Annotated in this window: 19 protein-coding genes and 1 pseudogene; 10 read left to right on the top strand and 10 right to left on the bottom strand. The window is 56.0% G+C overall.

Going from position 1 to position 19,593, the window contains the following annotated elements; translation table 11 throughout:
- Positions 1 to 96: 96 nt before the first annotated feature.
- Positions 97 to 1,488 carry an APC family permease gene (locus NQ842_RS14010; RefSeq protein ID WP_013096830.1) on the top strand — a complete coding sequence of 464 codons (1,392 nt, stop codon included), beginning with the start codon at positions 97 to 99 and terminating at the stop codon, positions 1,486 to 1,488.
- Positions 1,489 to 1,564: 76 nt separating this feature from the next.
- On the opposite strand, the gene NQ842_RS14005 is transcribed toward NQ842_RS14010, so the two are convergent.
- Positions 1,565 to 2,818, bottom strand: a complete 1,254-nt coding sequence (locus NQ842_RS14005; RefSeq protein ID WP_013096829.1) for an MFS transporter — start codon at positions 2,816 to 2,818, stop codon at positions 1,565 to 1,567.
- Between the two features lie 121 nt (positions 2,819 to 2,939).
- On the opposite strand from NQ842_RS14005, the gene NQ842_RS14000 reads away from it, so the two are divergent.
- The 3 genes from NQ842_RS14000 (at position 2,940) to bioD (ending at position 6,013) form a co-directional block, all read left to right on the top strand.
- The gene (locus NQ842_RS14000; protein ID WP_050859619.1) at positions 2,940 to 3,845 is read left to right on the top strand and encodes a LysR family transcriptional regulator; all 906 of its coding nucleotides are present in this window, start codon (positions 2,940 to 2,942) and stop codon (positions 3,843 to 3,845) included.
- 121 nt (positions 3,846 to 3,966) lie between these two features.
- Complete coding sequence (gene mlc, locus NQ842_RS13995; protein ID WP_014831704.1) at positions 3,967 to 5,187, top strand: sugar metabolism global transcriptional regulator Mlc; 1,221 nt, start codon at positions 3,967 to 3,969, stop codon at positions 5,185 to 5,187.
- 130 nt (positions 5,188 to 5,317) lie between these two features.
- Positions 5,318 to 6,013, top strand: a complete 696-nt coding sequence (bioD, locus tag NQ842_RS13990; protein WP_013096826.1) for a dethiobiotin synthase — start codon at positions 5,318 to 5,320, stop codon at positions 6,011 to 6,013.
- Here bioD and clcB read toward each other — a convergent pair.
- A complete protein-coding gene (gene clcB, locus NQ842_RS13985; protein WP_203462196.1) occupies positions 5,948 to 7,258 on the bottom strand; it encodes a voltage-gated ClC-type chloride channel ClcB in 1,311 nt (436 codons plus the stop codon). The two genes, bioD and clcB, sit on opposite strands and share 66 nt — an antisense overlap.
- Positions 7,259 to 7,512: 254 nt before the next feature.
- Here clcB and NQ842_RS13980 point away from each other — a divergent pair, with 254 nt between their 5' ends.
- From NQ842_RS13980 to NQ842_RS13960, 5 genes and pseudogenes are all read left to right on the top strand, one after another.
- Positions 7,513 to 9,210: an S-type pyocin domain-containing protein gene (locus NQ842_RS13980; RefSeq protein WP_257255993.1), complete on the top strand. Its 1,698-nt coding sequence runs from the start codon at positions 7,513 to 7,515 to the stop codon at positions 9,208 to 9,210.
- Positions 9,207 to 9,674, top strand: a complete 468-nt coding sequence (locus NQ842_RS13975) for a DUF6392 family protein (RefSeq protein ID WP_257255992.1) — start codon at positions 9,207 to 9,209, stop codon at positions 9,672 to 9,674. The genes NQ842_RS13980 and NQ842_RS13975 overlap by 4 nt, the downstream gene beginning before the upstream one ends.
- 28 nt (positions 9,675 to 9,702) lie before the next feature.
- Positions 9,703 to 9,903 (top strand): S-type pyocin domain-containing protein, encoded by a 201-nt coding sequence (locus NQ842_RS13970; protein WP_257255991.1) that lies wholly within the window; start codon positions 9,703 to 9,705, stop codon positions 9,901 to 9,903.
- A pseudogene (locus NQ842_RS13965) lies at positions 9,900 to 10,471 on the top strand (S-type pyocin domain-containing protein). The gene NQ842_RS13970 and the pseudogene NQ842_RS13965 overlap by 4 nt, the downstream one beginning before the upstream one ends.
- Positions 10,472 to 10,475: 4 nt before the next feature.
- Positions 10,476 to 10,736 (top strand): bacteriocin immunity protein, encoded by a 261-nt coding sequence (locus tag NQ842_RS13960; protein ID WP_257255990.1) that lies wholly within the window; start codon positions 10,476 to 10,478, stop codon positions 10,734 to 10,736.
- Between the two features lie 36 nt (positions 10,737 to 10,772).
- Here NQ842_RS13960 and osmV read toward each other — a convergent pair whose 3' ends face one another.
- From osmV to NQ842_RS13920, 8 genes are all read right to left on the bottom strand, one after another.
- Positions 10,773 to 11,921 (bottom strand): osmoprotectant ABC transporter ATP-binding protein OsmV, encoded by a 1,149-nt coding sequence (gene osmV / locus NQ842_RS13955; protein ID WP_046887947.1) that lies wholly within the window; start codon positions 11,919 to 11,921, stop codon positions 10,773 to 10,775.
- A complete protein-coding gene (gene osmW, locus NQ842_RS13950) occupies positions 11,921 to 12,568 on the bottom strand; it encodes an osmoprotectant ABC transporter permease OsmW (RefSeq protein WP_006808875.1) in 648 nt (215 codons plus the stop codon). The genes osmV and osmW overlap by 1 nt, the downstream gene beginning before the upstream one ends.
- 8 nt (positions 12,569 to 12,576) lie before the next feature.
- Entirely contained in the window at positions 12,577 to 13,476 is a 900-nt protein-coding gene (gene osmX, locus NQ842_RS13945) for an osmoprotectant ABC transporter substrate-binding protein OsmX (RefSeq protein ID WP_182381660.1), read from the bottom strand.
- 18 nt (positions 13,477 to 13,494) lie between these two features.
- Complete coding sequence (osmY, locus tag NQ842_RS13940; RefSeq protein ID WP_013096821.1) at positions 13,495 to 14,205, bottom strand: osmoprotectant ABC transporter permease OsmY; 711 nt, start codon at positions 14,203 to 14,205, stop codon at positions 13,495 to 13,497.
- A 269-nt stretch (positions 14,206 to 14,474) separates the two neighbouring features.
- Positions 14,475 to 15,218 carry a YoaK family protein gene (locus tag NQ842_RS13935; RefSeq protein ID WP_182381661.1) on the bottom strand — a complete coding sequence of 248 codons (744 nt, stop codon included), beginning with the start codon at positions 15,216 to 15,218 and terminating at the stop codon, positions 14,475 to 14,477.
- 155 nt (positions 15,219 to 15,373) lie between these two features.
- Positions 15,374 to 15,997, bottom strand: a complete 624-nt coding sequence (locus tag NQ842_RS13930) for a glutathione S-transferase family protein (protein ID WP_257255989.1) — start codon at positions 15,995 to 15,997, stop codon at positions 15,374 to 15,376.
- An 84-nt stretch (positions 15,998 to 16,081) separates the two neighbouring features.
- Positions 16,082 to 17,266 carry an MFS transporter gene (locus NQ842_RS13925; RefSeq protein WP_194516302.1) on the bottom strand — a complete coding sequence of 395 codons (1,185 nt, stop codon included), beginning with the start codon at positions 17,264 to 17,266 and terminating at the stop codon, positions 16,082 to 16,084.
- A gap of 113 nt (positions 17,267 to 17,379) precedes the next feature.
- Complete coding sequence (locus NQ842_RS13920; RefSeq protein WP_072056930.1) at positions 17,380 to 18,507, bottom strand: alpha/beta hydrolase; 1,128 nt, start codon at positions 18,505 to 18,507, stop codon at positions 17,380 to 17,382.
- Between the two features lie 117 nt (positions 18,508 to 18,624).
- Here NQ842_RS13920 and NQ842_RS13915 point away from each other — a divergent pair, with 117 nt between their 5' ends.
- Positions 18,625 to 19,509: a LysR family transcriptional regulator gene (locus tag NQ842_RS13915; RefSeq protein WP_047024334.1), complete on the top strand. Its 885-nt coding sequence runs from the start codon at positions 18,625 to 18,627 to the stop codon at positions 19,507 to 19,509.
- The last annotated feature ends 84 nt before the right edge of the window (positions 19,510 to 19,593 follow it).

The following is a 19,593-nucleotide window of genomic DNA, read 5'->3' as shown; positions in this document are numbered from 1 at the left end:
ATCGCGTATATTCTTTACAACTTCCCCCTTTGCTAAGCAGGTTTGCGTTAAGGTCAACGCGATTGCAAACCACGGTAAGCATGGGGGGGATGGTTTATGGCGACTAACACGTCTCTTGATTCGCCGGGCATGGCCGGAAGAACCCGGCTGCGCAGTTCCCTCAAGCTCTGGCAGGTGGTGATGATGGGGCTGGCTTACCTCACCCCCATGACCGTGTTTGATACCTTCGGCATTGTGTCCGGTATCAGCAATGGCCACGTGCCCGCCTCGTATCTCCTGGCGCTGGCGGGCGTCATGTTTACCGCCATCAGCTACGGCAAACTGGTACGACAGTTCCCGGAAGCGGGCTCTGCGTACACCTACACGCAGAAATCGATCGGACCCCATCTGGGGTTTATGGTCGGCTGGTCATCGCTGCTGGACTATCTCTTCCTGCCGATGATCAACGTGCTGCTGGCGAAGATCTACCTTTCCGCGTTGTTCCCGGAAGTCCCGCCGTGGGTCTGGGTAGTGGGGTTTGTGACCATCCTGACGCTGGCGAACCTGAAGAGCGTCAATTTGGTCGCCAACTTTAACACCCTGTTTGTGCTGGTACAGATCGCCATCATGGTGGTGTTTGTCATACTCGTGGTGCATGGTTTGCACAAGGGGGAGGGCGTTGGCACCGTCTGGTCGCTGCAGCCGTTTATCAGCGAGAACGCACATCTGATCCCGATTATTACCGGCGCGACTATCGTCTGCTTCTCTTTCCTCGGCTTTGACGCGGTCACCACGCTGTCGGAAGAGACGCCAAACGCGGCGCGGGTGATTCCCAAAGCCATTTTCCTGACCGCACTGTATGGCGGGCTGATATTCATTGTTGCCTCGTTTTTCATGCAGCTCTTCTTCCCGACGATCGCGCGCTTCAAGAACCCGGACGCCGCACTGCCGGAAATTGCGCTGTACGTGGGCGGCAAGCTCTTCCAGTCGGTGTTTCTGTGTACCACGTTTGTGAATACGCTCGCTTCAGGCCTGGCCTCACATGCCAGCGTCTCACGCTTATTGTATGTGATGGGGCGTGACAACGTCTTTCCGGAGCGGGTGTTTGGCTACGTGCATCCGAAATGGCGTACTCCGGCCCTGAACGTCATTATGGTAGGGATAGTGGCGCTGTCGGCCCTGTACTTTGACCTCGTGACCGCGACGGCGCTGATCAACTTTGGCGCGCTGGTGGCGTTTACGTTTGTTAATCTCTCGGTGTACAACCATTTCTGGCGGCGTAAGGGGCTGAACAAAACGTGGAAAGATCGGTTCCACTATCTCCTGCTGCCACTCATTGGTGCCGTCACGGTCGGCGTGCTGTGGATAAACCTCGAAGCGACATCCCTGACGCTTGGCCTCATCTGGGCGGCACTGGGGGTCCTTTACCTGACATGGCTGACGCGCCGTTTCCGCAAACCGCCTCCGCAGTTTGAAGCCGCTAAGATAGAGCAGGCCTGGGATTCCTGAATGTAAAAACGGCACCAGTACGCTGGTGCCGTTTATCTGGAGCGCTCGTCTGACCGGACATCAGCCCGCAGGCTTGTTATCTCAGACGTTTATGAAGACTGGCTCCCACCAGCAGCGCCCCACACAGCATCAGCGCGATAAACCCGCCCACGCCGTTCCAGCCGTAGTTGTGCCAGAACACACCGCCCAGTGTCCCGGCGAAGCTGGAGCCAAGATAATAGCTAAACAGATACAAAGAGGATGCCTGGCCTTTGGCACGACGGGCGCGCGGGCCAATCCAGCTGCTGGCGACGGAATGCGCGGCGAAGAAACCGGCAGAGAAGAGCAGCATGCCGGTGAAAATCAGCCACAGGGACGAGAAGAGCGTCAGCAACAGGCCGAGCAACATCACGGCGGTTGAGACCAGCATCACCGGCCCACGGCCATAGCGGGCGGTCATCGCCCCGGCTTTTGGCGAACTCCAGGTCCCGGTCAGATACGCCACGGAGAGCAGGCCGACTACCGCCTGGCTCAGATGCCACGGTGAGAGCATCAGACGATAGCCAATATAGTTAAACAGCGTGACGAATGACCCCATCAGCAGGAAGCCGGTCAGGAACAGTCGCGGCAGCCCTTTATCCCGCCAGTGCAGGCGGAAGTTGATAAACAGCGTTTTGGGACGCAGGGAAGTGGGGCGGAAATGACGTGATTCCGGCAGAATTTTCCAGAACATCAACGCAGAGGCCAGTGCAAAGCAGCCAATCACCGCCAGCGCGATGCGCCAGTTAAAGAAATCCGTAAACACGCCGCTCAGCAGGCGTCCGCTCATGCCGCCGATGGAGTTCCCGCTGATGTACAGCCCCATGGAGAACGCGACAAAGCTCGGGTGGATCTCTTCGCTGAGATAGGTCATCCCGACCGCCGCCACGCCGCTCAGGGATAACCCGATGAGCGCGCGCATCATCAGGATCCCGTGCCAGCTGGTCATCATGGTGGAGAGCAGCGTACAAACCGACGCCAGCATCAGCGCGGTCACCATCACCTGTTTACGCCCAATGGCATCGGAGAGGGGGCCGGTAAAGAGCAGGCCGACAGCTAGCATCCCGGTTGAAATAGAGAGTGAAATACTGCTGCTGGCCGGTGAGACGCCAAACTCATGTGACAGTACGGGAAGGATAGGCTGAACGCAGTAGAGCAGGGCAAAGGTTGCCAGACCGGCTGAGAACAGCGCCAGCGTGACGCGCATAAATTGGGAGGTACCACGTTTAATAAACTGCGCCGGCTGAGAGGCTGCGGGTAAATCATCGATATCGCGTGCCGGTTCGATATCAACGGTAGATGTACGACTCACACATGTTCCTTGCTTAAACATCCCCGTGGTTTCTGGTGACGGGTATGACCACCTCTTCAGGGTAGGAAAATGTAAATATTCTGTCTAATATATTAATAATCTCAAATGATACTTATAAAATATGAATATCGAACTGCGTCATTTACGCTACTTTGTCGCGGTGGCAGAAGAACTCCATTTTGGCCGCGCCGCCGCGCGCCTGAACATTTCGCAGCCGCCGCTCAGCCAGCAAATTCAGATCCTGGAGCAGCAGATTGGCGCGCGTCTTCTCGCCCGCACCAACCGTAGCGTGAGCCTGACGGCGGCAGGCAGACAGTTTCTGGCTGACAGCCGGCAAATTCTGAGCATGGTTGACGACGCCGCCGCCCGCGCAGAGCGGCTCTATCTGGGGGAGACCGGTGAATTGCGCATCGGGTTTACCTCGTCTGCCCCGTTTATCAGCGCCGTCTCGCAAACCCTGTCGTCGTTTCGCCGTGACTTCCCGGACGTGCATATTCAGACGCGCGAAATTAATACCCGGGAACAAATTGCTCCGCTAAATGAAGGGGCGCTGGATTTAGGGCTAATGCGCAACACCCAACTGCCGGACTCGCTGGCGTGGCAGGTGATCCTGCGTGAGCCGCTGATGGCAATGATCCCCCACGATCATCCTTTAGCCTTACAGCCTGCCGTCACGCTGGCAGAGCTGGCGAAAGAGCCGTTTGTCTTTTTCGACCCGCAGGTGGGGACCGGTCTGTATGACGATATTCTTGGCCTGATGCGCCGCTACGATCTCGCCCCGGTGATTACCCAGGAAGTGGGAGAGGCGATGACGATCATTGGTCTGGTCGCCGCCGGGCTGGGGGTCTCTATTCTCCCGGCCTCCTTTAAACGGGTACAATTGCGTGAAATGCGCTGGGTGCCGCTCGCCGAAGACGACGCGGTATCGGAGATGTGGCTGGTGTGGTCCCGGCATCATGAGCAGAGCCACGCGGCACAGCGTTTTAAAAAGCAGCTGATCACCGCCTCTGCCGGGCGCTATTTATAGGGAAAAATGGGCAAAAATGTGCAGTAAATCACATGGCTAAGTAAATATTTGACGACGGCCATGCAAGTGCTTCACCATAGCCCAAAGTTTATTTCGAAGCTCGAAAATAAGGGAGTACGAGGTGGTTGCTGATAGTCAGCCAGGGCATATCGATCAGATTAAGCAGACCAACGCTGGCGCCGTGTATCGCCTGATTGATCAGCTTGGTCCGGTTTCGCGTATCGATTTGTCGCGCCTGGCCCAACTGGCTCCCGCCAGTATTACCAAGATTGTTCGCGAAATGCTGGAAGCCCACCTGGTTCAGGAGACGGAGATTCAGGAGCCGGGTAGCCGGGGCCGTCCGGCGGTCGGTCTGGTGGTGGAGACGGAAGCGTGGCATTATCTGTCGCTGCGCATCAGCCGGGGTGAGATCTTTCTTGCGCTGCGCGATCTCAGCAGCAAGCTGGTGGTGGAAGACCGCCTGGAGCTGCCGCTTAACGCCGAACAACCGCTTCTCGACGCGATTGTCACGCATATCGATCACTTCTTTATTCGTCACCAGCAGAAGCTTGAACGCTTAACGGCCATTGCCATCACCATGCCGGGTATTATTGATACCGAAAATGGCATTGTGCACCGCATGCCGTTTTATGAAGACGTCAAAGAGATGCCGCTGGGTGAGGTCCTGGAAAACCATACCGGCGTGCCGGTCTACATTCAGCATGACATCAGCGCCTGGACCATGGCGGAGGCGCTGTTTGGCGCGTCACGCGGGGCGCGGGATGTCATTCAGGTGGTGATCGACCATAACGTCGGGGCGGGCGTCATCACCGACGGACGCCTGCTGCATGCGGGCAGCAGTAGCCTGGTGGAGATCGGCCACACGCAGGTCGATCCCTACGGGAAACGCTGCTACTGTGGCAACCACGGCTGTCTGGAGACCATTGCCAGTGTGGAAAGCGTGCTGGAGCTGGCGCAGGTGAGGCTCAGCCAGTCCATGAGCTCCTCGCTGCACGGGCAACCCCTGACGGTGGATTCCCTGTGCGCTGCGGCGCGGCAGGGCGATCTGCTGGCTAAGGACATCATTACCGGCGTAGGGAATAACGTCGGGCGCATTCTCGCCATTATGGTGAATCTGTTTAACCCGCAAAAAATCCTGATTGGCTCGCCGCTCAGCCAGGCGGCGGACATTCTCTTTCCGGCGATCTCGGCCTGCATTAATCAGCAGGCGCTTCCCGCCTACAGCAAAAACATTGTGGTGGAAAGCACGCAGTTTTCGAACCAGGGCACCATGGCCGGCGCCGCGCTGGTCAAAGATGCGATGTATAACGGTTCCTTACTGATCCGCCTGCTGCAGGGCTAACTCTTTTCCACAGATGTAAGAAAAATTGCGCTATCTCAAGCCGGGTAGCGCACGCTTCCCGTAGACTTCCCCCACTGAATTATTTACCTGGTTTATATTTTCGAAGCATACCCAAGAGGTGGAATGAGTCATGCTTAAGCGTTTCTTTGTTACTGGTACAGATACCTCTGTCGGCAAGACTGTTGTATCGCGCGCGTTGCTACAGGCGCTGGCAGCAAGCGGTAAACGTGTTGCCGGGTACAAACCGGTTGCAAAAGGCAGTAAAGAGACGCCTGAGGGGCTGCGCAATAAAGATGCCCTGGTTTTACAAAGCGTCTCATCCCTGGAGCTGCCTTATGACGCGGTCAATCCTATTGCCCTGAGCGAAGAGGAGAGCAGCGTGGCGCACAGCGGGCTGATCAATTACACCCTACTGTCGGATGGGCTGGCGAACCTGAGCGAGAAGGTTGATCACGTTGTGGTTGAAGGCACGGGCGGCTGGCGCAGCCTGATGAACGATTTGCGTCCGCTTTCCGAGTGGGTGGTGCAGGAACAACTGCCGGTGGTGATGGTGGTGGGCATTCAGGAAGGGTGTATCAACCACGCGCTGCTCACGGCGCAGGCGATCGCCAATGACGGCCTGCCATTAGTGGGCTGGGTGGCAAACCGCATCAATCCGGGCCTTGCGCACTATGCAGAAATCATCGACGTGCTGAGCAAAAAACTGCCCGGTCCGCTGGTGGGCGAGCTGCCTTATCTGCCGCGCGCCGAGCAGCGCGAACTAGCGCAGTACATCGATCTCTCTGCTCTCGGCAGTGTGCTGGCCGTAGATCGAGTCGTGGCGTAACGTTCGCGAGAGCACGGACGCAACAACGCAGGCAATCAGCAGGCCGGGCAGCAGAAAATACTGCCCGGTCATTTCGCACACCATCAGCGCCGACATAATAGGCGCATGTGTCGTGGCAGCGAGCAACGTCGCCATCCCCGCCAGTCCCAGCAAAATCGCCGTTTCAGAACCCGGCAGCCACAGCGCAAAAAGCTGCGCAAACAGCATTCCTGTCGCCAGCCCGACAAACAGGGTTGGCGTGAAGACCCCGCCTGGCGCACCCGAACCGCTGCTTGCCAGGACCGCCAGCAGCTTACAGATAAACACGCCCGCAATAACGGACAGCAGCGGCGGTGAGAGCAGAAAGGCCTGCACCACGCTATAGCCGTTGCCCCACACTTTGGGCGTCAGAAGCGACAGCAGCCCGACGATCAGCCCCCCGAGCGCCAGCTGCCACGGCGGTGAGAGTTTGAGACGCAGAAACAGCGCATGGCTAACCGTCATCAGCCACATCAGTAGCGGACCGCAGACGCCCGCCAGCAGACCGATTCCGACCATCAACCCATAATCACCCACTGTGAGCGTTTCGCTGAGATGCACATCATACAGCGTGGTGGCACCCGGACTTAACAGACGCGTCGTCAGCAGCGCCACCACGGCCGCAATCACCACCGGGCCAAGCGAGGCCAGCATCAGCGTGCCAAACAGAATTTCGGCAATAAACAGGCTTCCGGCTAACGGTGCGTGGTAGGCGCTGGCCATTCCCGCCGCCGCCCCGCAGGCGATCCATAATTTCCATTCGGACTTTGGCGTAAAGCGCTGCGCAAAAAAGGAGGCGGCGAGGGCAGCGAGGAGGATCATCGCCCCTTCACGCCCGATGGCGCTTCCGCTGGAAACCACCAGCAGAGACGCGAGAGATTTGACCAGGCTGGCACCGTAATCGAACTGCCCGTCACCCGTTTCCAGCGCTTCCATATAATCCGTTGGCGCATGCGGGCGTTGCGCCGTCAGTCGCTGCCATCCCCACAGCAACAATCCGGCTGCCAGGCCGCCAAGAGCAGGTGTGAGCATGCGACGCCAGGGGGACAACGCCGCCGCGGCGTTCACCAGACTGCCGCTGTCGTTACTGAGAAACAGCCACTCCAGCAGATACATGCTGTGGCGAAACACGGCAACGGCCAGCGCGGCCAGTACGCCCGTGACGGTGGCAATCAGAAGCCGGCGAAACATCGCGCGGATATCGGGGTAAGTATGAAGACGTTGCATGGGTCGCGAGTAAACGGGGTCGATGCAATATTGTGGCGGGAACTCAACCAGTATGCAAATGAGCTTTTATATGGTTTCTAAATATTTAAATTATTTATTTATGTTGATGATTTATTTAACTGTTAAATATTAACCAAAAGTGCTGAATAAATCTGATTAACTCGTATTCATAGTAAAATTGCTTTTTTTATTAACGAAAAGGAAAAGGGAATTCTTTATGAGTAATCAATTCACTAATTACCGGAGCGTAACGCGTGGGTTACCGTACCGATAATTTTGGCCGGGGACAGGCGCTTGAGAATGATAAAACGACCACCGGTGCCAGGTGTATTGCGTCTATTACGGACAGCACCGAATTTGGACGCAGAATTCTCAGGGTAGGTGATAAAACCACTCCCTGTCCTAAATGTGGCAGGAAGGGCGTGATTGTATCAGGTGAGGAACGGGTGACATTTCACGGCGTACCGGTCGCCGTTCACGGTTCAAAAGTACATTGTGATTGCCCACCAGGTTCAAATCGGGTAATTGCTCCCGCAGGTCAGTGGCTGGGACGTGGCCGAGACCCGGTTGATGTTGCCAGGGAAGAACACGCCGCCAGGCTGGCAGCAGAAAAGCAGGCTGAAGAAAACCGCAGAGAGGAGGAAAGGGAGCGCAACCGTGTATTTGCAAAATCCTGCCTGCGGGGGGATGGCTGCAATGATGCCGGTGACCAGCGCGAACCCCACACTAATTTTGCCGATATGGCATTTTTCCTGGCCATGCCGACCAGCGACCCGGCAACCGATTCAGACACCCCGCAGCACGCACAGACCGCCAGAAAGAAAAAGCCAGAGGATATCCCCAAACCGAAAAAGCGCAGCGCCCTTTATCGCTGGTGGAACGGCAATCATGAGGAAATGGATTATCAGGCCGCCGTTGCGGCTGCTGCTGCAGCTGCGCGGGTGCAGACGGCCACCGCAGGCGCAAACTTGCTGGAACTCATAAGCGGCAGGGCGCTGACCTATGGCACATGGGCAGTGCGTGGTGCCGTCGGACTGGGTGAGATAGCCACCGCGGGAGCGGGTGCTCCTGTGGCCGGGCTGCTGGTGGGAATGATGCCCGGCAGGCTGAACGACGGCGAACAGGATTTTATCGACCGTATGCGCCTCGCGCAGATGCGTGAAGCCCCAAGCCGTGTTCGCTATACGTGGGAGAACGACAGCAGGGGGAACCCGGTGCCGCGTGGCTGGCACACGCCGCCTGGCCGGGATAATGTGCGCGTCAGAAAAATGGAGTACGACAGCAGGGTGCAGGCGTATACCTTTACTACGGAAGAAGGACCGCGCATCACCATCGTGTGGACGCCTGACCGGACAGACGATAAAAAGCCGTGGAATACTGGCAACCAGGCGCGGCCGGTGCTGCTGAACCCGGTTGTTGTTGACCCGCTGCCCGTTAACACCGGCATAACGGCGACCACCAGCCCGGCACAGGAAGAAAAGCGTTTCGCGGATTACATTCTGATCCTGCCGTTCCCTGACCTGCCGCCGATTTATATCTACCTGAGCAAACCGCCGGTGGAGTTTCTGGAAGTCGAGCTATACAGTGACTTTAAACGCCGTTCGCGGCAGGGGATGTATGAGGCGGATCACATGCCGTCCAGAGCTGCTGTTGATGCATATCTGAGAGCTAATTATCCGTTGCTAGATGATAACGAGATACTTGCGCTGACTGATAAAGTTGCTGCCATCGTGATCCCGAAAGATATGCATCACAAAATAAGCGAGACATATGGTGGACGTAATACGCCTACACAAATCGATCTTGACTCCAGGAACCTCAGGGCAGCAGTGGATCGCAATCTGGATGCCATAAAACCGGCATTGAAAGATCATGGCGCGACCGAAATTCAGATCGAAGCAGCAAGGGTTAAAATGCATAAAATAAATAGTGAAGCGGGGCTGTACAAATGACGGTAAACGTTGAAGCGTTGATAAATAGTCTTGGTAAGTCTTATCAATATATGCTTGATAAGGATTTAATTCCGTATAAGTCTGCCCCGAAGGGATCTTCTGGAACACCGACCATCAACCTTGAAATGGCTCAGGAAGGGATTTTTCTTTCTTTCTGGCGAGAGGGGCGGATTTTGAAATCTGTCACACTCCGAATTCAGCACGAACCTGCGACCAGTTGGACATTTCCCAATAAACTACCTGCACCCTTGCAGGGGTCTATGTCACGCAAATGGGTTAATGAAAATCTTGGAGAGCCGCTACGAAGTGCACCGCCTTACACTGTAATGAATAGGGATTATGGTTGGACAGACCTTTATGAGGAAAAGGATCACGATATTCCTACGAGCATGCAGATTAACTATGACATGGCGGATAGCGTGAGGTCTATAACCTATATGCTAACGTCAGAACTTCGCTGGTAATGCTCTATACAAGCCCCGAAAGGGGCTTTTGTTATGCCCACTTCACCGCCAAAACTACAGGCAGAACCCGGTACCGCACGGCTGGCACACGCCACTCGGCCGGGACACTGTACGCGTAAGAAAAATCGAGTACGACAGCAGGGCGCAGGCGTACACGTTCACCACGGAGGAAGAACCGCGTATCACCATTGTGTGGACGCCTGACAGGACAAACGATAAAAAGCCGTGAAATACCGGCAACCAGGCGCGCCGGTACTGCCGAACCCGGTAATTGTTAACCCGCTGCCGGATGATACCGCCATAACGGCGACCACCAGCCCGGCACCGGAAGAAAAGAGTTTCGCGGATTACATTCTGATCCTGCCGTTCCCTGACCTGCCGCCGATTTATATTTATTTGAGGCACAATTTTGGGCAAGTCACGGGCAAAGGCAAGAAAGTCAGCGGCATATGGCTGTTTGGTGCCAATGTTGGGAACGGATCGCCAGTCCCAAGCCAGATCGCTGACAGGCTGCGTGGTCGGACGTTTGCGAACTGTGACCAATTTCGTAAGGCATTTTGGTTAGAAGTTTCAAAAGACCCAGAGCTATCAAAACAGTTTAGAGGTAGTAACCAAGTCAGATACGCAAAGGAAACTCTCCTTTCACTCGAGATGCGGAGTGTGTTGGTGGAAGGGAGCGCTCTGAAATCCATCACATTGATCCTATAAGTCGAGGTGGGGATGTCTACAACGTTGATAATATGGGCCTAATCACGCCCAAGAGACATATCGAGATTCATTACACATGGAAGAGTTAATAACATGACTGTTCAAAAAACATTGTCAGATTATACAGAGAACGAATTTTTAGATTTAGTTCGTAAAATTTTTAATGCAGAAGGTCCAACTGAAGAAGACGACAATCGCAGGGTCAGAGAATTCAGACGCCTTACCGAGCATCCATCAGGCTCAGATTTGATCTTCTATCCAGAGGATGAGAGAGAGGATAGCCCGGAAGGCATTGTCAAAGAGGTCAAGGAGTGGCGTAAAGCTAATGGTAAACCAGGCTTTAAAGAATCTTGAGCATAAGCCCCGAAAGGGGCTTTTCTGGTATAATTCTCAGCTCTCACTGTGAATATTCAGCGCCCGGCGCGTACGCCCGGAACTGAGGTATTCCGCAATATAGTCCTGCGAAATCTCACCGTTATAGCGACCCTCTTCATCCACAATCGGCATCCAGCTGGTGTTGCTTTCATACAGGCGAGAGAGCACCACGCGCAGGTTATCTTCCGCTTTGCCGGTCATGCGGAACGGATGCAGGATATCGGCACAGGTGCCGCTGGCGTTGCGCGCTTCCCGGCGTTTCACAAAGCCCAGCGGTTTACCATGTTCGTCCACCACGGTGATGGCGCGGATATCGTGATCATCCATGGTGGCAAAGGCCTCAGGAAGCGGGGTAGAGCCACGTACCGTGATAGTAGGCTGCTGGTCGGTGACGTCGCCCGCCGATACCAGCAGCAGGCGCTTCAGGGTGCGGTCCTGACCCACAAACGAGCCGACAAACTCGTTCGCAGGCTTCGCCAGCAGCTCGTCCGGGCTGGCGCACTGGACAATTTTCCCCTGACGGAAAACGGCGATACGGTCGCCCAGCTTCAGGGCTTCATCGATATCGTGGCTGACCAGCATCACGGTTTTCTTCAGCTTGCGCTGCATCTCCAGAAACTGGTTCTGGATCACTTCACGGTTGATGGGGTCCACCGCGCCGAAGGGCTCATCCATCAGCAGCACCGGCGGATCAGCCGCCAGCGCGCGGATCACGCCGATACGCTGCTGCTGGCCGCCGGACATCTCGCGCGGATAGCGGTTGAGAAACTTACGCGGATCCAGCGCCACCATGTCCATCAGCTCTTCGGCACGGGTTTTACACCGGGCTTTATCCCACCCCAGCATGCGCGGCACCACGGTAATGTTCTCTTCGATGGTCATGTTCGGGAACAGGCCAATCTGCTGGATCACATAGCCGATGTTGCGGCGCAGCGTCACCGTATCCATCCCGCTGGTGTCTTCACCGTTAATCAGGATCGTGCCGCTGCTCGGTGTAATCAGGCGGTTGATCATCTTCAGGGTGGTGGTTTTCCCGCAGCCGGACGGGCCGAGCAGGACGCACATTTCCCCTTCGGGCACGTTCAGGTTGACGTTGTCCACGGCCTTAACGGTCTGGCCGTGCTTCTGTGAAAAGTGTTTGCTGAGGTTTTCCAGTTTTATCATTATCGAATCCCCTTCGGAGTCAGTACCACCTGCAGACGGTGCAGCAGCCAGTCGAGCACAATCGCTAAAAGACAAATCATCAGCGCCCCCGCAATCAGCATGCGGATATCGCTCCCGCCAATACCGTTAAGCAGCAGCAGGCCCAGGCCGCCCGCGCCAATCACGGCGGCAATCGCCATTACGCCGATATTCATTACCACGGCGGTACGGATGCCACCGAAAATCACCGGCAGCGCCATGGGGATTTCAACCCAGCGCAGCCGCTGCCAGAAAGTCATGCCGATGCCGCGTCCGGCCTCACGCAGACCCGGTGGCAGGCTGTCCAGCGCGGTATGGGTGTTGCGTACAATCGGCAGCAGCGAGTAGAGAAACACCGCGGTAATGGCGGGCAGGGCGCCAATGCCCTGACCGATCAGCGAAAACAGCGGGATCATCAGGCCAAACAGGGCGATGGACGGAATGGTCAGCACGATGGTCGCAATCCCCAGCACCGGTGTCGCCAGCCATTTGTGACGGACAATTAAAATGCCGAGCGGAACGCCGATAATGATGGCCAGGCCCACCGCCAGCGCCACCAGCCACAGATGCTGCAGCGTCAGGGTTAACAGGTAATCCCAGTTATCCAGAATGTAGTGAATCGTCTCCATAGCGCCTCCTACAACAGCTTTTTGCTACGCAGGAAATCACGGGCGACCTGCTGCGGTGACTGATGATCGATATCCACCTTCTTGTTCAGCTCGGTGATAACGTCGTTGTTGAGCTGGGCGGAGAGGGTGTTTAGCGCCTCTTCCAGCCCCGGGTTCGCCTCCAGCGTGTCTTTACGTACCACCGGGGTGACGGCATAGCTCGGGAAGAAACCTTTATCATCTTCCAGCACTTTGAGGTCGAAACCTTTCACGCGGCCGTCGGTGGTGTAGATCAGCCCGGCATCAACAAAACCGTCGCGCACCGCGTTATACACCAGACCGGGATCCATCTGGCGGATCTGCGGACGGTCCAGCGCCATGTTGTAGGCCTTCTGCAGCGGCTTCATCCCATCGCTGCGCCCGGCAAACTCAAGATCCAGTCCCAGGAGCCAGTTCTTGTCCGGGTTGGTTTTACGGACCTGCTCAATCTTCGCCACCATCTCAGACATGGTGTTGATATGTTCCGCTTCAGCGCGTTTACGCTGCATGGCGAAGGCATAGGTGTTGTTCATATCGGCCGGTTTGAGCCAGACCAGACCGTGCTTCGCGTCCAGACGCTTAACCGTCTCGTAAGATTCCTGCGGCGACATGCGCTTGTTGATGTGATTAAAGATGATTAACGACGTACCGGTGTACTCCCAGGTCATATCAATCTGTTTGTTGATCATCGCGTTACGGGAGATAACGGTCGCAATATTGGTTTGCGGCTGCACCTGGAACCCTTTCTTTTGCAGGTACTGCACGGTCAGGGCCGAGAGAATATGCTGCTCGGTAAAACTTTTGGTCGCCAGAATCAGCGGGGCGGCTATCGCCTGGCTGGTGAAGAGCGCCGCGGCACACATCGCCGTCAGGCTGGATATCAGTCTCATGAAAGCTCCTTGTTATTGTTATCGAGCGAGATGGGGACTCATCACGCGACCCAGCGCAGCCAGCAGGGTGTCGAGGATCAGGGCAAACAGCGCGGTGGCCGCCGCGCCCAGGATCAGCGTCGGGAAGTCGTTCAGGTAGATGCCGGGGAAAATCAGCTCGCCGTAGCTGCTGGCGCCAATCAGGAAGGCCAGCGGAGCTGTACCCACATTAATGGCAGTGGCGATGCGGATGCCCGAGAGCATCACCGGCCAGGCGTTAGGTAACTCCACCTGGCGCAGACGCTGCCATTTGGTCATTCCAATCCCGTTCGCCGCTTCCAGTAATGACGACGGCACCGAGCACAGCCCGGCGTAGGTATTGCGCACAATCGGCAGCAGCGAGGCAAGAAACAGGGCGATGATGGCTGGCGTATCGCCAATGCCAATCACCACCATCGCCAGCGCCAGAACGGCCAGCGGCGGCAGGGTGTTGCCGACGTTGAAGATTTGCATCACGTATTCGGCTACCCCACGCGCCGCCGGGCGGCTGAGCAGGATACCCGCCGGAATGCCAACCAGCAGTGCGAAGAACATCGAGGAAAATACGAGGATTAAATGCTGTTGCCCGAGGTAGATCAGGTCAACCTGACGCGCCTTGATCGTCTCCAGCCCAATGCCCCAGGTGAGGAGGGCCAGAACCACGATTATGGCGCCGACAAACAGCAGCGAGCGTTTGAGTAATGGATGCATTGCGGTGTGTCTCCCTGTGCGCATGCGTTATCGCAACCAGCGGTTGCCTGTTGTTATGCCATGTTTCGGCAGGGGTAGTTGACCTATAGCAAGCGTTTGGGAAGGGTTCCAGCGAAGGGGGGAAATCAGTAACCCTATGAAATTAGTGACAACCTTGATTAAGCCTTATGAGGTAAGGGCTGGCTGAGTGAGGGCAGAATAGTCCTAAAGCGACGTTATGAAAGTGACGGTGTCACAACTGTCGCGACATTCTGCCCTCTGCGTTTTGACTATCGGCCGAGGGCTGCGCGAAATTTGCGCACGCGCACCGCGATGGTAATCATGGAACAAACGGATACCAGCGCCAGTATTACACCCAGCGCCAGCATGGCATTAAAGCCTATCCACCGGAACAGGAGTAACCCCGCGATACCGCCGGTAATAAACGAGAACAGGGTGGTTAAGTGGGTTTTAAGCTGGCTTTTCTGCGCCGCCGTGTCTTTGGAGTAGTCCCGGCGCAGCATCGCCACCACCACCGAGGCCAGCGATATCCCCGCGTCCGTCAGCGTGCCGGTGATGTGTGTCGATCTCACCCGGCCGCTGGAGAGCTGGGTGGAGGTGGAATTATGGATCCCCATCAGACCACAGAGAAAGATAATAATTGTGCGGTTGCTGGTGAGGGCATGGAAATACATTTCGTATACCGAAATACCGGTCAGTAATAACCCCTCGACAAACAGGATCTGGCAAAAAACCAGCCGGATATTATGGATAATGCCCCAGATAACAATAATGCGCGCAAGAATGGCACCGGTGACAAACGCCAGAATAATGGAGCCAAAGAAAATAATATCGTTCAGATCGGTGGAAGAGACTTCGCTGGATAATTGTGAGGTATTGCCGGTCATGTGAGAGGGGAAAAAGCCAAATGCCCCAAGGGCGATGGCGTTGAGCAAGCCAGCGGATGTCGCCAGCCAGAGGGCTAACCGGCGATCCTCCTGATGCGTTCGTTCTTTTTTGAGTTTAATCAGCAAGAATACCTCCGGGGTGAGCTTTGCCTGAAACGTCAGGCTAGCAAAGCGATACAACGGACAGTCCAGGATATGGCTTAATTATTATTCCCTCTGACGATATGCAGGGTTTTGTAATTAAATAAAATATCCTTGCTGAATATAGGGCCGTGGGGAATTCAGACCATGCCGTTATTTCCGTGTCGCAAAAATGCCGGGCGCTGATTAAGACGTTCAAACCAGGCATCAATGGCAGGCACAGCGGGTTTGTCAAAAGGCGTCATCTTCCAGCGGTTCACCGACAGCCCCAGCACCACATCTGCAAGCGTAAACGTTTCGCCCGCAGTAAAGGCGCCGGTGCGCTGCAACTGCTGCTCCAGAATGCCGATACAGTGGTTCCACTCTTTTATCCCGGCGGCAATCCGCGCGGGATCGTTATAGTCCGGGTTATTGCGCCCCAGCGCCGGAAAGACATAGCGCCAGGCGTTGTTGAATTCGGTTGCCTGCCAGTCCATCCAGCGCTCGACGTTAGCGCAGGTCTGCGGCTGCGACGGCAGCAGGTCATCGCGTCCGGCTTTGCGCACCAGATAGCGGCAGATTGAATTCGATTCCCACAGCACAAAATCGCCGTCGATCAGCACCGGCACCATGGCGTTGGGGTTCAGGGCGCGGAAGGCGTCCGTTTCCGTCGGGGCAAATCCGCTGCCGTAATCTTCCTGCTGGTACGCAATTCCGGCTTCTTCGCAGGTCCAGAGGACTTTACGGACGTTGATGGAGGTGGTTTTGCCAAGGATGTTAATCATGCTGTCGCGCCTCTTCACAGTGATTGTGGGTTCAAAAACAATACACCAGCGCCACAGAAAAGCGGCAATTAATCCTCTGCGGCGTTATCTGTTCAGACGTGCGAGCCGCCATGTCACCCCAGCCGCACTGAGAAGCAGCAGGCCGCTCATGAGAAAGGTGCTCTGCCAGCCCAAATAGTCAAACATCATGCCTCCGGTAGTTGATCCCAGCGCAATGGCCAGCTGGATCACCGCAACCATTAACCCACCGCCAGCCTCTGCATCTTCCGGAAGCGTACGGGCGATCCACGTCCACCACCCGGCAGGTGCCGCCGTCGCCAGCATTCCCCAGAGCCCTAACAGCGCGGCAACGGCCCATACGATGTGCCCGGTCAGAATCAACCCGCCCGCAATGGTGGCCATCAGCAGGGGAATGGCCATTAACGTCAGGTAAAATGACGCGTTGAGCGCCATGGCAATCACGAGCGTACCAACAAAACCTGAAACGCCGATGGTTAACAATATCAACGACAACCCGGAGTCGCTAACGTGGGTAACGGTTTCAAGGAACGGACGCACATAGGTAAATAACGCAAACTGACCCATAAAGAACAGGCCGCAGGCAAGCATGCCTGCAACAACGGCCGTCTGACGAAACAATCGAAAGACCGTCCCATGCGACGTTGCCCGGTCATTCCCCTTCATATCAGGCAGGCTATAGCATTGCCAAATGAACGCGACTATTGCCACGGGCACCAGACACAGGAAGGCGCCACGCCAGCCAATGGTCGCGCCGAGATAACTGCCAAGTGGGGCGGCAACCACCGTCGCCAGCGCGTTGCCCCCGTTGAAAATAGCCAGTGCGCGCGACACCTGATGTTGTGGCACCAGGCGAATAGCCGTTGCCGCAGACATGGACCAGAATCCGCCGATGGCAATACCGATCAGGGCGCGGCCGGTTATATAGACCGGATAGTTCGGTGCAAAGGCAATAATCGTTCCCGACAAGGCCATCAGTAGCGTCATTCCCAGCAGGAGATATTTTCTGTTCATGCTGCCAGCCAGTTGAGAAAGCGTCAGGCTGGTCAGGACGGCCAGTGCGCCGGAGACAGCAATCCCCTGGCCCGCCAGCCCCTCGGTGACATCTAAATCTCGGGCGAGCGGGGTAAGCAGGCTAACGGGCATAAATTCAGAGGCGATCAAAACAAATACGCACAGGGTCAGGGCAAAAATGCCGCCCCAGTACGTATGTTCACGGTTCGACTGCGTGGTTTGGCTTAGTGCGGACATAGTCAGATTTCATCAAGGCAAAGAAGAGGGCCACCCGTTTGGATCGGGTGGCGTATGCTCGTCATGCTTCAGGCCAATGCGTATGCGGCCTGCATGATCCTGGGCAGAACGGCTTATTTCAGGCTGGTTTTGAAGAATCGCTCAAACTGTGCAAACGGGATCTTACCTGCGGCGTTGTCGTAAAGATCGACATGGTTTGCGCCCGGGACAATAACCAGCTCTTTCTGTTTGCTGCCAACGGTTTTAAACGCGTCCTCGGCAAAATAGCGGGAGTGCGCTTTTTCACCCGTCACGATAAGCGTCGGGATGCTGATCTCCCCTGCGTAGCTTAACAGCGGCATGTTCATAAAAGACAACGGCATGGTAGCCGTCCATGCGCCGGTGGAGTTGACGGAGCGTGCATGGAATCCGCGCGGCATCCGGTAGTAGTCATAAAACTCCTTCAGAACCGGATTCGGGTTGGCGGGTAATGCTTCTGGCAGAATACGCTCAGCCGCCGTTACGTTGCCGTTTTCATCAACATAGATATCATGGCCGCCGTGCGCGAAGGTGCCGTTTTCGGCATCTTTCCAGCGCTGCTCGTTCAGATACTGCAGTACGGCACGACGATCGGCCGTGGAATAGCGATCTTTCCCGTCGCCAACGCCGTGGCCCATGGCACGGCTCATGTCATACATCACGCTGGTGGCGACTGCTTTTACGCGGGTATCCATTGCTGCCGCGTTCAGTGCCATGCCGCCCCAGCCACAAATACCCAGAATGCCGATACGGTTTCGATCAACCTCTTGCTGCAGGCCCAGGAAATCGACCGCAGCGCTGAAGTCTTCGGTGTTGATGTCCGGCGAGGCCACGTTGCGTGGCTGGCCGCCGCTTTCGCCAGTGTAAGACGGGTCGAACGCCAGCGTGACAAACCCTTGCTCGGCCATCGTCTGCGCATAGAGCCCGCTGGATTGCTCCTTGACCGCGCCAAACGGTCCGCTAACGGCAATCGCCGCCAGCTTGCGGTCCCCACGGTTTTTAGGCAGATAAAGATCTCCCACCAGGGTAATGCCGTATCGGTTCTGGAACGTCACCTTACGATGGTCAACCTTATCACTTTTGGCGAAGGTTTTATCCCAGGTGGTCACCATCGAAATGGGCGCGTTTGGGTTAGTCGTTTCTGCATAACTCATTGTTGTCACTCCACTTAAAGATGCACACAGCAGCATCGCCACTGACAGTTTTTGGGTGAATGTTTTCATTAGAGATCCCGTGCGTTGTTGTGATAAGGGGAGTATAGGGAGCAGAAATCGTGCTGATTAGAGGGTGAAAATTGCTAAGATTAATACCAATTTGTTATGAATCAGAGAGCAGGCGCGATGGCGAAACGGGAAAACTACAACGAGCTGTACTTGTTTATGCAGGTGGTACGCGAGGGAAGCTTCACGGCAGCCGCGCAGCGACTCGGACTGGCACAATCCGGGATCAGCCGCTCGGTACGTGAGCTGGAGGCGCGGTTGGGCGTTCAGCTTCTGGTGCGTACCACACGAAAATTGTCACTTACCCACGCCGGGGAGCAGCTTTATCAAACCACGGAGTCAGCATTCGATACGCTTGATACCGGGCTGGCCACCCTGGCCCATTACCGCCAGACGCCGTCCGGTACGGTGCGCATCAATGCCAGCCAGCACGCTATCGATAAATGCCTGCTGCCAAAGCTCGCCATCTTCAAGCAGCGTTACCCGGATATCCGCCTTGAACTGATGAATGAAAGCCGCTTCGTTGACATCATTGCCGAGCGGTTTGATGCGGGCGTCAGGCTGGGGCCTGAGGTCGGGCAGGGGATGATTGCGGTACGCATCACGCCTGACATGGAAATGGGCGTGGTTGCGGCACCAGAGCACTTCCGCCGCTATGGTTTTCCGCAAACACCTGAGGATTTGGTGAGGCACCCCTGCATTGCGTATCAGTTTGCCGACGGTAATCTTTATCACTGGGAACTGGTTCAGGACGGCAAGAAAATCTTTCACCGGCCAGAAGGACAATGGGCGCTATCGGACAGTTACATGGAAGCGGAAGCTGCCCGGCTGGGCCTGGGGCTAGCCTATATTCCGGTGGAGCTCGTGGCGGACGATCTGGAACGCGGAACGCTTATCCGGGTCTTGCAACGCTACAGCCTGCGGATGGACGGGTTGTTTCTCTATTATCCGCATCGCAATGTGTCGCCAGCCCTGAGAGCAGTGATCGATACGCTGAAAATGTAGGCTGGAAGACCAGCTTTCTGGAAGGAGCCTCGCAAACCTAAAAGTAACCCGGTGAAAATGAGGGTTAATGCTTTTATTCCGGTT

Source organism: Enterobacter cloacae complex sp. R_G8, from assembly GCF_024599795.1.
Lineage (GTDB): Bacteria > Pseudomonadota > Gammaproteobacteria > Enterobacterales > Enterobacteriaceae > Enterobacter > Enterobacter dissolvens.
This window is presented reverse-complemented; position numbering and strand designations above follow the sequence as displayed.